The sequence below is a fragment of the Variovorax sp. PAMC26660 genome, from assembly GCF_014302995.1.
Lineage (GTDB): Bacteria > Pseudomonadota > Gammaproteobacteria > Burkholderiales > Burkholderiaceae_C > Variovorax.
The window spans coordinates 1,004,235-1,017,192 of the sequence record NZ_CP060295.1; the positions used below are offsets into that span (position 1 = coordinate 1,004,235).

General features: G+C 66.4%; 15 protein-coding genes. 7 read left to right on the forward strand and 8 right to left on the reverse strand.

The window, feature by feature from the left end; all coding sequences use genetic code 11:
- Window positions 1–6: 6 nt before the first annotated feature.
- The 3 genes from panC to H7F35_RS04735 are packed head-to-tail and all read left to right on the forward strand — an operon-like array spanning window position 7 to window position 1,879.
- The gene (panC, locus tag H7F35_RS04725) at window positions 7–846 is read left to right on the forward strand and encodes a pantoate--beta-alanine ligase (protein WP_187111806.1); all 840 of its coding nucleotides are present in this window, start codon (window positions 7–9) and stop codon (window positions 844–846) included.
- Window positions 843–1,481: a 7-carboxy-7-deazaguanine synthase gene (queE, locus tag H7F35_RS04730; RefSeq protein ID WP_187111807.1), complete on the forward strand. Its 639-nt coding sequence runs from the start codon at window positions 843–845 to the stop codon at window positions 1,479–1,481. Before panC ends, queE begins: the two co-directional genes overlap by 4 nt.
- A 35-nt stretch (window positions 1,482–1,516) precedes the next feature.
- On the forward strand, window positions 1,517–1,879 hold the full coding sequence (locus H7F35_RS04735; RefSeq protein WP_187111808.1) for a 6-carboxytetrahydropterin synthase: 363 nt from the start codon (window positions 1,517–1,519) through the stop codon (window positions 1,877–1,879).
- A gap of 117 nt (window positions 1,880–1,996) precedes the next feature.
- On the opposite strand, the gene nadA is transcribed toward H7F35_RS04735, so the two are convergent.
- From nadA to H7F35_RS04765, 6 genes are all read right to left on the reverse strand, one after another.
- Window positions 1,997–3,118: a quinolinate synthase NadA gene (nadA, locus tag H7F35_RS04740; protein ID WP_187111809.1), complete on the reverse strand. Its 1,122-nt coding sequence runs from the start codon at window positions 3,116–3,118 to the stop codon at window positions 1,997–1,999.
- A gap of 7 nt (window positions 3,119–3,125) precedes the next feature.
- A complete protein-coding gene (gene nadC / locus H7F35_RS04745) occupies window positions 3,126–4,004 on the reverse strand; it encodes a carboxylating nicotinate-nucleotide diphosphorylase (protein ID WP_187111810.1) in 879 nt (292 codons plus the stop codon).
- Between the two features lie 26 nt (window positions 4,005–4,030).
- Window positions 4,031–5,074 carry an NAD(P)H-dependent glycerol-3-phosphate dehydrogenase gene (locus tag H7F35_RS04750; protein WP_187111811.1) on the reverse strand — a complete coding sequence of 348 codons (1,044 nt, stop codon included), beginning with the start codon at window positions 5,072–5,074 and terminating at the stop codon, window positions 4,031–4,033.
- A 25-nt stretch (window positions 5,075–5,099) separates the two neighbouring features.
- Window positions 5,100–5,564, reverse strand: coding sequence for a protein-export chaperone SecB (gene secB / locus H7F35_RS04755; RefSeq protein WP_187111812.1), 465 nt, complete (start codon window positions 5,562–5,564; stop codon window positions 5,100–5,102).
- Window positions 5,565–5,691: 127 nt separating this feature from the next.
- Complete coding sequence (gene grxC / locus H7F35_RS04760; protein WP_187111813.1) at window positions 5,692–5,952, reverse strand: glutaredoxin 3; 261 nt, start codon at window positions 5,950–5,952, stop codon at window positions 5,692–5,694.
- A gap of 20 nt (window positions 5,953–5,972) precedes the next feature.
- Window positions 5,973–6,356 carry a rhodanese-like domain-containing protein gene (locus tag H7F35_RS04765; RefSeq protein ID WP_410010812.1) on the reverse strand — a complete coding sequence of 128 codons (384 nt, stop codon included), beginning with the start codon at window positions 6,354–6,356 and terminating at the stop codon, window positions 5,973–5,975.
- Between the two features lie 106 nt (window positions 6,357–6,462).
- Between H7F35_RS04765 and gpmA the strand changes: the two genes are divergently transcribed.
- The 3 genes from gpmA (at window position 6,463) to H7F35_RS04780 (ending at window position 9,593) form a co-directional block, all read left to right on the forward strand.
- The gene (gpmA, locus tag H7F35_RS04770; RefSeq protein WP_187111814.1) at window positions 6,463–7,206 is read left to right on the forward strand and encodes a 2,3-diphosphoglycerate-dependent phosphoglycerate mutase; all 744 of its coding nucleotides are present in this window, start codon (window positions 6,463–6,465) and stop codon (window positions 7,204–7,206) included.
- 104 nt (window positions 7,207–7,310) lie between these two features.
- On the forward strand, window positions 7,311–8,753 hold the full coding sequence (locus tag H7F35_RS04775) for a S41 family peptidase (protein ID WP_187114144.1): 1,443 nt from the start codon (window positions 7,311–7,313) through the stop codon (window positions 8,751–8,753).
- An 81-nt stretch (window positions 8,754–8,834) separates the two neighbouring features.
- Window positions 8,835–9,593, forward strand: coding sequence for a HesA/MoeB/ThiF family protein (locus H7F35_RS04780; RefSeq protein ID WP_187111815.1), 759 nt, complete (start codon window positions 8,835–8,837; stop codon window positions 9,591–9,593).
- Window positions 9,594–9,608: 15 nt separating this feature from the next.
- Here H7F35_RS04780 and H7F35_RS04785 read toward each other — a convergent pair whose 3' ends face one another.
- The gene (locus tag H7F35_RS04785) at window positions 9,609–11,621 is read right to left on the reverse strand and encodes an AsmA family protein (RefSeq protein ID WP_187111816.1); all 2,013 of its coding nucleotides are present in this window, start codon (window positions 11,619–11,621) and stop codon (window positions 9,609–9,611) included.
- Between the two features lie 237 nt (window positions 11,622–11,858).
- Between H7F35_RS04785 and H7F35_RS04790 the strand changes: the two genes are divergently transcribed.
- Window positions 11,859–12,263 (forward strand): response regulator, encoded by a 405-nt coding sequence (locus H7F35_RS04790; RefSeq protein ID WP_187111817.1) that lies wholly within the window; start codon window positions 11,859–11,861, stop codon window positions 12,261–12,263.
- Between the two features lie 43 nt (window positions 12,264–12,306).
- Here H7F35_RS04790 and H7F35_RS04795 read toward each other — a convergent pair whose 3' ends face one another.
- Window positions 12,307–12,939: a response regulator transcription factor gene (locus H7F35_RS04795; RefSeq protein ID WP_007837167.1), complete on the reverse strand. Its 633-nt coding sequence runs from the start codon at window positions 12,937–12,939 to the stop codon at window positions 12,307–12,309.
- Window positions 12,940–12,958: the final 19 nt, after the last annotated feature.

The window sequence follows — 12,958 nt, forward strand, 5'->3', positions numbered from 1 at the left end:
CTGTTCATGTACATCGCACACACCATCGCCGACCTGCGCGACCATCTGGCGGCCTTCAAGCGCCCGGCCTTCGTGCCGACCATGGGCAACCTGCACGAAGGCCATCTGGCGCTGGTGAAGCAGGCCAAGCCGCTGGGCGACGTGACGGTGGCGAGCATCTTCGTCAACCGCCTGCAGTTTTTGCCGCACGAAGACTTCGACACCTACCCGCGCACCTGGGACAGCGACTGCGAGAAGCTGCGCGCCGCCGGCTGCGACGTGCTGTTCGCGCCCGACGAGAAAGCGCTCTACCCCGAGCCGCAGACCTGCAAGGTGCACCCGGACCCGGCGCTGGCCGACATCCTCGAAGGCCACTTCCGGCCCGGCTTCTTCGTCGGCGTGTGCACGGTGGTGATGAAGCTCTTTCAATGCGTGCAGCCGCGCGTGGCCGTGTTCGGCAAGAAGGACTACCAGCAGTTGATGATGATCCGCCACATGGTGCGGCAGTTCGCGCTGCCCATCGAGATCGTCGGCAGCGAGACCTTCCGCGCCGACGACGGGCTGGCGCTGTCGTCGCGCAACGGCTACCTGAGCGAGACAGAGCGTGCAGAGGCCGTGCAATTGTCGAAAGCGCTGAAGGCGATGGCTGCGGCCGTGCAGGCCGGCGAGCGCGATTTGGCCGCGATCGAAGCGCGGGCAATGCAAACGCTGACGCAGCGCGGCTGGCAACCGGACTATCTTGTGCTGCGGCGCCGGTCGGACCTGCAGGCCCCGTCGGCGGGTGAGCCGCTGGTGGCACTGGCTGCGGCGCGGCTGGGCAGCACGCGTCTGATCGACAACCTGGAAACCGACTCTCCCGCCTCATGACTTACAGCGTCAAGGAAATCTTCTACACCCTGCAAGGCGAAGGCGGCCAGGCGGGCATGCCGGCCGTGTTCTGCCGCTTTGCGGGCTGCAACCTCTGGACGGGCCGCGAGGAAGACCGCGCCAGTGCCGTCTGCCGTTTCTGCGACACCGACTTCGTGGGCACCGACGGCACGCTGGGCGGCAAGTTCAAGAACGCCGATCTGCTCGCCGACACCGTCGCTGCGCAATGGCCAGCCGGCGACGCCGAGCACCGGCTCGTGGTGCTGACGGGCGGCGAGCCGCTGCTGCAGGTCGATGCGGCGCTGGTCGATGCGCTGCACGCGCGGCGCTTTCGCATCGCGGTCGAGAGCAACGGCACGGTCGTCGCGCCCGAAGGCATCGACTGGCTGTGCATCAGCCCCAAGGCCGGCGCACCGTGGGTGCAGCAGCGCGGGCAAGAGCTGAAGCTGGTCTGGCCGCAGACCGCGTTCGACCTCGACACGATGGCGCGCACCGGCGAGTTCACGCACCGTTTCTTGCAGCCCATGGACGGGCCCGACCGGGTCGCGAACACCGAGCTGTGCATTGCCGAGTGCATGCGCCAGCCGGCATGGCGGCTCAGCGTGCAGACGCACAAGATCACTGGCATCCGCTGAGTGACAGCCTTTATTTTTGAGTTTCTTTTTTGACGATGCGCTTCACCATCAGCCAACGCTTTTTCTTCGATGCCGCTCACACGCTGAAGCGGGAGATCGAAGTCGAAGGCAGCCGCCGTATCCACGGCCACACGTACCACGCCGAAGTCTGGCTCGCAGGGGAGCGCGATCCGGTGACGGGGATGGTGATTGACCTGGGATTGCTGCGTCGGCGGCTGGAGGATGTGCGCGAGCTGCTCGACCATCACCTGCTGGACGACGTGGCGGGGTTGCATCCGCCGACGCTGGAAAACCTCTGTGTGTTCATTGCGGATGCGTTGCCGGATCTGCGGGCTTCACTGGCGCGTGTGAAGGTCTGGCGCGAGGCGCTCGGCGATTCCTGCACCGTGGATTTCTAGGTCTTGCTCCCTCCCCTCCCGGGGGAGGGCTGGGGTGGGGGCAAGCGGCGTACCCATTGAGCGCTCTGCCCGCCCCCATCCCAACCTTCCCCCAGAGGGGGAAGGAGCAAGACAAGGTCAGGCTGCGCCGATGCCGGCGATCAAACTGCCGGGCGCCTGCCCGTTCTTCAGGCCTGCCGTGAACGCAAGCATCCGATCGATCGGCACACGCGCCCGCAGGCCCAACCCCGGGTCGACATGAATTTCGCCCGAGCCCGTTTCCAACGCATTCGCCAGCTCCACCAGCCCATTCATCGCCATCCAAGGGCAATGCGCGCAGCTCTTGCAGGTGCCGCCATTGCCAGCGGTCGGCGCTTCGATGAAAGTCTTGCCGGGGTTCAGCGTGCGCAGCTTGTGCAACATGCCGCTGTCGGTGGCGACGATGAATTCAGTGGCATCCATGCGCTGCGCCGCGTTCAGGATGGCCGAGGTGGAACCCACTGCATCGGCCAGCGCGATCACGTCGGACGGCGATTCCGGATGCACCAGCACCTTCGCCTTCGGATGCTCTTTCATGAGCAACTCAAGTTCGAGCGCCTTGAACTCGTCATGCACGATGCAGGCGCCGTTCCAGCTCACCATGTCGGCGCCGGTCTGGCGCTGGATGTAGTCGCCCAGGTGGCGGTCGGGGCCCCAGAGGATCTTCTGGCCGGCAGCGTGCAGCGCGTTCACCACGTCGAGCGCGCAGCTCGACGTGACCAGCCAGTCGGCGCGCGCCTTCACGGCCGCGCTGGTGTTGGCGTAGACCACCACGGTGCGGTCAGGGTGCTGGTCGCAGAAGGCGCTGAATTCGTCGACGGGGCAGCCCAGGTCGAGCGAGCAATTGGCGTCCAGATCGGGCATCAGCACGCGCTTTTCAGGCGAGAGGATCTTCGAGGTCTCGCCCATGAAACGCACGCCCGACACCACCAGCGTCTGCGCGGCATGGTCGCGGCCGAAGCGCGCCATCTCAAGCGAATCGCTCACGATGCCGCCGGTTTCCTCGGCCAGGTCCTGCAGATCGGGGTGCACGTAGAAGTGCGACACCATCACCGCATTGCGCTCGCGCAGCAGGCGGCGAATGCGCTCCTTCAGCGCGATGCGTTCGTCCGGCAACGGCTCGGGCGGGACACGGGCCCAGGCATGGCGCGTGTCGCACACAGCGCCCTGCAGCATTGCGGGCTGCTCGTAGTCAACATCGATGACGAGAGAGGACGCCATGCGTGGATCAGCCTTCCTGGAAGCGCATCGAGAAATCGATGGCCTTCACGTCCTTGGTCAACGCGCCGACCGAGATGCGGTCGACACCGGTCTCGGCCAGGGCGCGCAGGCCGTCGAGTGTGACGCCGCCCGAAATTTCGAGCACAGCCTTGCGGTCATTGCCCGCTTCGTCGTTGATGCGAACCGCCTCGCGCAGCGTGGGCAGGTCCATGTTGTCGAGCAGCACCATGCGCGCGCCGGCTTCCAGCGCCTCTTGCAACTGGGCGAGCGTTTCGACCTCGACCTCGACGAAAGCCGCGCGCCCGGCCACCGGCGCCACCGCGCGCAGGGCCGCAGCGACACCACCGGCTGCGGCGATGTGGTTTTCCTTGATGAGCACCGCGTCGTACAGGCCGATGCGATGGTTCAGGCCGCCGCCGGTACGCACCGCGTACTTCTGCGCCAGGCGCAGGCCCGGCAGGGTCTTGCGGGTGTCGACGATGCGGGCGCGGGTGCCTTTGATGGCATCGGAATAGACAGCCGTCTTGGTGGCGACGGCGCTCAGCAATTGCAGGAAATTCAACGAGGTGCGCTCGGCCGTCAGCAGCGCGCGGGCGGCGCCTTCGATCTCCAGCACGGTCTGGTCGGCGGCGCAGCGCTCGCCTTCGCCGCACAGCCAGGTGATGCGGGCCTGCGGATCGAGCTGCCGCAGCGTGGCCTCGACCCAGGGCGCGCCGCACAGCACGGCGGATTCGCGCGCGAGCACGCGGGCACGGGCGCGGCGGTCGGGATCGACCAGCGAGGCGGTGAGGTCGCCGTCGGCGACGTCTTCCTGCAATGCACGCGTGGCATCGGCCAGGGCCAGCGCGGCCACGGCCGACGCAGAAAAATCAAAGCGAGGGCTCATGGCTCTTTTTGTCTTCAGCAGTCTTGTCAGGGGGAATGGTGGGGGTTCGCCGCGGCCGCGCCGGGCTGAACCGATTCGGGCACCGGGTCGCGGCCAGTCAGCGCAGCGACGGCGTCTTTGGCGCTCACACGGCCGTCGAGCAGCGCGACCACGCCTTCGGCGATAGGCATTTCGATGCCCAGGCCGCGAGCACGCTGCACCACGGTGCGCGCGCAGTACACGCCTTCGGCCACGTGGCCCAGCGAAGCAACGGCCTGCGCCAGCGTGTGGCCCTGGGCCAGCAGCAGGCCGACCTTGCGGTTGCGCGACAGGTCGCCGGTCGATGTCAGCACGAGATCGCCGAGCCCCGAAAGGCCCATGAAGGTCTCGGCCCGCGCACCGAGCGCCAGGCCGAAGCGCGTCATTTCGGCCAGGCCCCGCGTGATGAGCGCCGCACGGGCATTGAGCCCCAGCGCGAGGCCGTCGCACAGGCCGGTGGCAATGGCGAGCACGTTCTTGACCGCGCCGCCGACCTCCACGCCCACGATGTCGTCGTTGGCGTAGACGCGCAGCGCCGGACCGTGGAAGGCGTCGACCAGGGCATCGCGCACTGCCGCATGCGGGCTGGCGGCCACCAGCGCGGTCGGCCGCCCTTCGGCGACCTCTTGCGCAAAGCTGGGGCCACTGAGCACGCCCGCTCTTAAATCAGGAGCAACCTGCGCCCATATTTCGTGGGCAAGCAGGCCGAAGGATGTGGGGGATGTGTCGAGCGCGGGTTCGACGCCCTTGCACAGCCACGCCACTGGCGCGGTCGTGCCGCGCAGTGCAATGAGCTGTTGGCGCAGGGCGGCCATGGGCGTGGCCACGATGACGAGGTCGGCGCCGGCCTGCGCCTGCCGGATGTCGCCCGCACGAACGACGAGCGAGGCCGGCAGTGCCAGCCCCGGCAGGTAGCGGGTGTTTTCGCGCGCCTTCAAAATGGCATCAGCCTGGGCCGCATCGCGCGCCCAGAGCGTGACCTCGTGGCGAGTTGCCGCGTTGACGGCGACTGCCGTGCCCCAGGCACCGGCGCCATGAACGCAGATCTTCATCGGCGTTGGTGGCGTTGTGCCGTGTTTACTGCGTGACGATCGACGAGGGCTGGCCGGCGGCCTGCGCCTGCTGCTGCTCGTACATCGCCTGGAAGTTGATTTCGGCGAGGTGCACGGGCGGGAAGCCGCCGCGCTGGATCACGTCGGCGACGTTGCCGCGCAGGTACGGGTAGACGATTTGCGGGCAGGCGATGCCGAGAATGGCGCCCATCTGGTCTTCCGGCAGGTTGCGGATTTCAAAGATGCCGGCTTGCTTGGCTTCGACCAGGAACACGGTCTTCTCGCCGATCTTGGTCTGCACGGTGGCCGACACGGTGATCTCGAAGATGCCGTCGGTCACGGGCTGGGCGTCCACGCCGAGCTGGATGTCGACGGTGGGCTGCTCCTGCTCCAGCAGGATCGCGGGCGAATTGGGTTGTTCGAGCGACAGGTCCTTGAGGTAGACGCGCTGGATCTGGAACACGGGATCTTGGGCTTGCTGGTCGGCCATGGCTGAACTTTCGAGGATCAAAACAATGCCCGCCGGGGAGAGGTTCCCGCAGCGGGCTGCAGATGAATGAGCAAAGGATTATCGCCCTACCGCCGGACCACTTTCGTGACGGCGGCCGCTTTGTGTTTCAGGCGCCCTGGAGCAATGGCACGAGGCCGCCCCGGCTGTCGAGCGCCACCAGGTCGTCGCAGCCACCGACATGGGTGTCGCCGATGAAGATCTGCGGCACCGTGCGGCGCTGGGTGATCTCCATCATGGTGCTGCGGGCCTGGGGGTCGGTGTCGATGCGGATCTCTTCGATCTGCTCGACGCCCTTGGACTTGAGGATTTGCTTCGCACGCGTGCAGTAGGGGCAAACGGCGGTGGTGTACATCTTGACTGCTTGCATGCTCTTTACCTTGGGAAGCTTCAGGCCTTTTCAACGGGCAGGTTAGCGTCTTTCCAGGCCTTGAGCCCGCCAGCGACCGCTTGGGCCTGCTCGTAGCCGAGCTTCTTGGCCACGGCGACGGCGCGCTGGGCGCGGGCACCGGTGGCGCATACCAGCAGCAGCGGCACGGTCTTGTTCTTGACCGCGCCGGCCAGCTTTTCTTCGAGCTGGTTCAGGGGAACGTTCTTCGCACCGATCATGTGGCCGGTGGCGAATTCTTCCGCCTCGCGCACGTCGACCAGCACGGCGCGTTCGCGGTTGATGAGCTGCACGGCGCCCTGGGCCGTGAGCGTTCCACCGCCCGCTCCCCGCACCAGCGGCCACGCCAGCATGGCACCGGAGCTGAGCGCGATCAGGATCAGCATCCAGTTCGCGGTGACGAATTCGATCAATTTCACGGGGGGTTCCTTGAATGGCAAACCGGGGATTTTAGAATGCGAGGTTTCGCAAGCGCAGCCAAAGGCCTCCCACATGCACAAACTGGTACTGATCCGTCACGGCGAATCGACCTGGAATCTCGAAAACCGCTTCACCGGATGGACGGACGTCGACCTGACCGAGACTGGCGTGGCGCAGGCCAAGCAGGCCGGCCGGCTGCTCAAGGCCGAGGGGTACGACTTCGACGTCGCCTACACCAGCGTGCTCAAGCGCGCCACCCGCACCCTGTGGCACACGCTCGACGAACTCGACCGCACCTGGCTGCCCGTGGTGCACTCCTGGCGCCTGAACGAGCGCCACTACGGCGGCCTGCAGGGCCTGAACAAGGCCGAGACCGCCAAGAAGTACGGCGACGAGCAGGTGCTGGTCTGGCGCCGCAGCTACGGCACCCCGCCGCCCCCGCTGGAAGCCGACGACCCGCGCAGCGAGCGCGGCGACGTGCGCTACGCCAAGCTGTCGCCCGAGCAGATTCCGCTCACCGAATGCCTGAAGGACACGGTGGCGCGCGTGCTGCCGTTCTGGAACGAATCGATGGCGCCGGCCATCCGCACCGGGCGCCGCCTGGTGGTGGCGGCCCACGGCAACTCGATCCGGGCGCTGGTGAAGTACCTCGACGGCGTCTCGGACGACGCCATCGTCGGCCTGAACATCCCGAACGGCATTCCGCTGGTCTACGAGCTCGACGACGACCTCAAGCCGCTGCGGCACTACTATCTCGGCGACGCCGCCGCAGCCGAACAGGCCGCCGCCGCGGTGGCCTCGCAAGGCAAAGGCTGAAAGAAAACCCCGCTTGCCGGCTCCCCCGTGGAACCCCGGCAAACAAATTGCTTCCAAGCTGTGTATATTGGTTCGACAGCCGCCGACAAGGACAACCACTCATGATGGGCCAGAAACTGAAGATCACCGGCTGGGTCGCCGCCGGCGCCGTAGCTGGCGTCCTGACCACCGTCTCGTTGCAGACGGTCGCACGCGGATCGCTTGCGCCGCTCCCGCTCGAGGAATTGCAGCAGCTCGCTGCCGTCTTCGGCATGGTCAAGAGCGACTACGTCGAACCGGTCGACGAGAAAAAGCTCATTTCCGATGCAATTTCCGGCATGGTCGCCGGGCTCGACCCGCATTCCCAGTACTTCGACAAGAAGTCCTTCAAGGAATTCCGGGAAGGCACCACCGGCCGATTCGTCGGCGTGGGCATCGAGATTTCGCAGGAAGACGGCCTCATCAAGGTCGTCTCGCCCATCGAAGGCTCCCCGGCCTTCCGTGCCGGCCTCAAGCCCAATGACCTGATCACCAAGATCGACGACACCGCCGTGCGCGGCCTGTCGCTGAACGAAGCGGTCAAGCGCATGCGCGGCGAAGCCAACACCAAGGTGCTGCTGACCATCTTCCGCAAGGACGAGAGCCGCACCTTCCCGGTCACGATCACGCGCGAGGAAATTCGCACGCAGTCGGTCCGCGGCAAGATCATGGAGCCGGGCTACGGCTGGATCCGCCTGTCGCAATTCCAGGAACGCACTGTCGAAGACTTCGTCAAGAAGATCGACGAGATGTACAAGGAAGACCCGAACCTCAAGGGCCTGGTGCTCGACCTGCGCAATGACCCAGGCGGCCTGCTCGACGCGGCCGTGGCGGTGTCTTCGGCCTTCCTGCCCGAGAACGTCACGGTGGTGACCACCGACGGCCAGCTGGCCGAAAGCAAGTCGGTCTACAAGGCGGCCCCCGAGTACTACCAGCGCCGCTCAGGCAGCGACCCGCTGCGCAGCCTGCCTGCGGCCCTGAAGACCGTGCCGCTGGTGATCCTGGTGAACGAAGGCTCGGCCTCCGCCAGCGAAATCGTGGCGGGCGCGCTGCAGGACCACAAGCGCGGCATCGTCATGGGCAGCCAGACCTTCGGCAAGGGCTCGGTGCAGACGGTTCGCCCGCTCGGCCCGGACACCGGCCTGAAGATCACCACGGCGCGCTACTACACGCCAAGCGGCACCTCGATCCAGGCCAAGGGCATCGTGCCCAACGTGCTGGTCGACGAAAGCGCCGAGGGCAGCCCCTTCGCCGCCCTGCGCATGCGGGAAGCCGATCTCGAAAAGCATCTGGCCAGCGGCCAGGGCCCCGAGACCAAGGACCCGGAACGCGAAAAGGCCCGCGACGAAGCCCGCAAGCGCCTCGAGGAAGAGGCCAAGAAGCCGCCGCAGGACCGCAAGGTGCCCGAATTCGGTACCGACAAGGACTTCCCGCTGGTGCAGGCGCTCAACCGCCTGAAGGGCCAGCCGGTGCTGGTCAGCAAGACGCAGGTGATCGTCGACAACAAGGAAGAGAAGAAGGAAAACTGAAGCCGGTGACCGGACCGCACGCACAGTGCGGTTCGCGCCGTCAACGGTTTCGCTTCTTCATTCGCGAGAACCGAAGCGCGCATGGACGATCACGACCTGCTGCGCTACTCGCGCCATATCCTGCTTGAAGAGTTCGGCATCGACGGGCAGGCGCGCGTCAGTGCCGGGCGTGTTCTGGTGATCGGCGCAGGCGGATTGGGCTCCCCCGTCGCGCTTTACCTTGCCGCCGCCGGTGTCGGCCACATCACTCTGGTGGACGACGACGAAGTCGACCTCACCAATCTCCAGCGGCAGATTGCCCACACCAACGCCCGCGTCGGCAGCCCCAAGGTGGAATCCGCTGCGCAGGCGATGCGCGACATCAACCCCGACATCGCCATCGAAACTCACGCTCTGTGTGCCGACGAAGCACTGCTGTCGCGCCTTCTCGCGGCAGCCGATGTTGTGGTGGACTGCTGCGACAACTTCGCCACCCGCCACGCGATCAACCGTGCCTGCGTGGCACATGCCAAGCCACTCGTGGCGGGCGCAGCGATCCGTTTCGACGGCCAGTTGAGCGTGTACGACACACGCGATGCCGCTTCGCCCTGCTACGCCTGCCTGTTCCCCCCCGACGCTGCCTTCGAGGAAACGCGTTGCGCGGTACTGGGCGTGTTCGGCCCCGTGGTCGGCACCATCGGCACGCTGCAGGCCAGCGAGGCGCTCAAGCTGCTCGCAGGCATCGGCCCGTCGCTGGCGGGCAAGCTGCTGATGTTCGACGGTCGCAGCACGGCGTTCGACACGCTGCGCGTGGCGCGAGACCCGCACTGCAGCGTCTGCGCCCAACGCCCCGGCGCCTGACCCCTGCATCCGGCCTCAAGGCTGCCTGGCGCCCTTCGCCCTCGCAGCCCCATTGGCCGCGGCCCCAGCCGTCGGACGATTCGCATCCGCCACCACACCCTTGCAATCCGAATCCTCGCCGGGCCCGGTCTCGATGGTCGCGGCCAGCGCCAGCAGCGGATTGATGGCGCCGAGCGCCAGCGCGGCAAGGCCTCGCCCTGCCAGAGGCGCGATCTCGATGCCACCCTTCGGGCTGCCGAAGGTGCCACCCACGACCAGCGGCGTGCGGATCGAAAGGATGCTCTTGCTCTTGGGCTCCGGATGCACCACGAAATCGAGCGTTTCATTGGCCAGATTGGCCTGGCCGCTGGCGGTGAACAGCGCATTGGTGGTGTCCACCACGAGCGTGCGCCCGGTCATCAGGCCCTTGTTGACGTCGAAGGCAATGGCCGCACAACGCAACTCGACATTGCGGTCGCCACGCAGCAAAAACTTGATGATGTCGCCGCCCACGAGCGTCGCGAACACGGGCAGCAGGTTGCCGAACTGGCCGCGCCCAGACAGCACCGCCACGTCGCCCGACGCCCCACCGAGCCAGTTGGCCACAGAGCTGCCCGGCCCCGAGAGGTTGAGGCGACCATCGAGACGGCCCACGCTGTTGCCCGTGGTTTCGAGCTTGGGGAACAGGCGGGCCAGTTGCATGCCCCGCAGGTCGAGCGAGGCACGGATGTCCGCCGGGTTCTTCGCCCCATCGATGCGGATGGCGCCCACCAGCTTGCCGCCACCCACGCCCAGGTCGAGCGGATCGAGCGTGAGCACGCCATCGTTCAGCTTCACCTGCACGCTGCCGCTGTCCAGCGGAATCTCGCGCACGTTGCGGATGCGATCGGCCGTGTACTTCACGTCGGCATTCATGGCGCGCAAACGCTCGAAGTCGAGCGGCGCGGTGGGCAGCACCTTGCCACCCGCCGGACGCTTGACCTGCGTGATCGTCGGCGGAGGTGCGACGCCTTCCACTGCGTTGGCCGTGCGTGCCGTCGGCGGCAGGCCGATCAGCGGCCCAAGGTCGTCCATGTCCATCACCTTCGAGCGCAGCTCGCCCGCCAGATGAGGCAGGCTCCCAGCTTGGTCGAAGCGCATGTCGCCCGCGATGTCTGACAGGCCCAGCTTGCCCTTGAGGCCCGCCACTGCCCACAGCTTGCCGCGCTTGCTCAGGTCGCCGCTCAGCGCGTAGGGCGAGGTCTGCGGCAGCGCGATGCCCAGCAACGGGAACAGTGCGCCCAGCGTCTGTCCCTTGATCTCGAACTTGGCATCGATGCCGTCGAGCCCCGCCAGCTCGGCCACGGTGCCGGTGGCCTTGAGTTGCGTCTGCCCGGCCGCAGCAGTGATCTCCAGCGGAAACGGCGGCGCGCCGGCGGCGTTGATCTGCAGCACGTTGCCCGTGCGGCCACTGGCGGTCAGCGGCTGTCCCTTGTAACGGCCCTTGATGCGGTAGTTGAGCGGCAACTCGCCGCGGCTCGTGTCGTAGCTCAGGTCGGCGTGCAGGTCGACGCGCAGGTGCTTGGCCAGGAAGTCGACCGCCCCGGTGTCGACCTGGATGAGCCCGATGCTGGGCACCGTGCCCGAATCGGAGGTGTCCTTGCCGAGCGCCCAGGTGCGGCGCCCGTCCTGCTCCATCTGGAGCCCGACCGTGGGCGAGAAAAGCGCCAGGCGTGGAATGTCGATCTTGCTGGCGATCAGCGGCCAGACGCGGATGTCGAACTCGGCGCGGTCGGCTTTCACCAGGTAGGGGTCGCGCGCCCACGAAGGGTTGGCGAACTCCAGGCCGTCGAGCTTGACGGTGGCCGTGCGCCAGCCCAGGTCGACATCGAGCCGCCGCGTGATCTCGAACTTGCGTCCGGTCTTCTCGCTCACGTAGCGATTGACCGGCTCGCGCAGCACGTCCCACGGAAAGAAGATCAGCGCAATCAGCAATGCGGCGAGCAGCAGCACGAGGGACACCAGCAGCTTCTGCCAGACCGGCCGGGTGCGAAAGATGTGCGTTGCCATGTTCAAGTGAATACCTCAGTGGAGACAGGCCCCGGGTCGGCAATGGACCGCACAAACCGTGCGGCATTGCCTACGAATGCGCTGCCGGCAGCGCGTGCGTCGGAACACGCCTACAACACCCGGCCCATGAACCCTGCATGATGCGCGACGGGATGGCCTCAATGTCCATGTGCAGGCATTCCCTCAGCGGGGGCGCTTCGGGTGCACCTGCCAACGTCAGAGGAAGCGTGGCTCGGCATGGATTCCAGATTGCAGACATACGTCGTCGAAGACAACCTCACGATCCGTGAAAACCTCATTGGCACGCTGGAAGAACTCACCTGCACCACGGTCGTCGGTTTTGCCGAGACCGAAGACCACGCACGCGAATGGCTGCTCGGCCACGGCCCCGAATGGGACCTGGCGATCGTCGATCTTTTTCTCAAGCAGGGCAGCGGTCTGGGTGTGCTGCAGGCCTGCCAGGCACGCAAGCCGACCCAGAAGGTGGTGGTGCTCAGCAACTATGCAACACCCGACATCCGGCGGCGTTGTGCCGAATTCGGTGTCGACGCGGTGTTCGACAAGTCGAACGAAATCGACGCGTTGGTCGACTTCTGCCTCGCGCAGGCCAAGGCATTGCGCCGTGCGCCCGAGGCGGGCTGAAGAAGAAACCGGCCCCGGCCTCTCCCCCACCCCCATGCGCCTGTCAGTCGATCAGCTTGTTCTTCAGCGCGTAGTACGTCAGGTCGCTGTTGGACGAGAGGTTCATCTTCTCCATCAGGCGCGTGCGGTAGGTGCTCACCGTCTTCACCGACAGCGACAGCGTCTTGGCGATGTCTCCCGCGGTCTCGCCCTTGGCCAGCTTCAGGAACACCTGGAATTCGCGTTCCGACAGTTGCTCGTGCGGTGCCGCGTCGTCCTTGCGGTCGAGCTGGCGGGCCAGCAGTTCGGCCACGGCGGGCGTGATGTAGCGGCGGCCCAGCGAGATGGTGCGGATGGCGTTGACGATCTCGATCGGATCGCACTCCTTGTTCAGGTAGCCGCTCGCGCCCTGACGGATCAGGTTCATCGCGTAGTGCTCTTCCGGATAGCCACTCAGGATGAGGATGCCCACATCCGGCGCCTTGGCCCGGATCATGGCCAGCGCATCGATTCCGCTCTGCCCCGGCATCGAAAGATCCATGACCAGCACGTCCAGCTCCGTGGTGCGCACCAGCTCGATGGCTTCGCGCCCGCTGGCTGCCTCACCCGCCACGCGCAGGTCCACGTGCTCGGAGAAGAACTGCCGGAGGCCCGATCGCACGATGGCGTGGTCGTCCACAATTCCAATTTTGATCATCTGTTACTTTCGTCGTTGT

Coding starts and splice junctions, on each gene's coding strand:
- panC (WP_187111806.1), top strand. CDS start 7: ATGTACATCGCACACACCATCGCCGACCTGCGCGACCATCTGGCGGCC.
- H7F35_RS04785 (WP_187111816.1), bottom strand. CDS start 11,621: ATGGCAACGCACATCTTTCGCACCCGGCCGGTCTGGCAGAAGCTGCTG.
- H7F35_RS04775 (WP_187114144.1), top strand. CDS start 7,311: ATGGGCCAGAAACTGAAGATCACCGGCTGGGTCGCCGCCGGCGCCGTA.
- H7F35_RS04790 (WP_187111817.1), top strand. CDS start 11,859: ATGGATTCCAGATTGCAGACATACGTCGTCGAAGACAACCTCACGATC.
- gpmA (WP_187111814.1), top strand. CDS start 6,463: ATGCACAAACTGGTACTGATCCGTCACGGCGAATCGACCTGGAATCTC.
- H7F35_RS04795 (WP_007837167.1), bottom strand. CDS start 12,939: ATGATCAAAATTGGAATTGTGGACGACCACGCCATCGTGCGATCGGGC.
- nadA (WP_187111809.1), bottom strand. CDS start 3,118: ATGGCGTCCTCTCTCGTCATCGATGTTGACTACGAGCAGCCCGCAATG.
- H7F35_RS04735 (WP_187111808.1), top strand. CDS start 1,517: ATGCGCTTCACCATCAGCCAACGCTTTTTCTTCGATGCCGCTCACACG.
- H7F35_RS04780 (WP_187111815.1), top strand. CDS start 8,835: ATGGACGATCACGACCTGCTGCGCTACTCGCGCCATATCCTGCTTGAA.
- H7F35_RS04750 (WP_187111811.1), bottom strand. CDS start 5,074: ATGAAGATCTGCGTTCATGGCGCCGGTGCCTGGGGCACGGCAGTCGCC.
- nadC (WP_187111810.1), bottom strand. CDS start 4,004: ATGAGCCCTCGCTTTGATTTTTCTGCGTCGGCCGTGGCCGCGCTGGCC.
- grxC (WP_187111813.1), bottom strand. CDS start 5,952: ATGCAAGCAGTCAAGATGTACACCACCGCCGTTTGCCCCTACTGCACG.
- queE (WP_187111807.1), top strand. CDS start 843: ATGACTTACAGCGTCAAGGAAATCTTCTACACCCTGCAAGGCGAAGGC.
- secB (WP_187111812.1), bottom strand. CDS start 5,564: ATGGCCGACCAGCAAGCCCAAGATCCCGTGTTCCAGATCCAGCGCGTC.
- H7F35_RS04765 (WP_410010812.1), bottom strand. CDS start 6,356: ATGCTGATCCTGATCGCGCTCAGCTCCGGTGCCATGCTGGCGTGGCCG.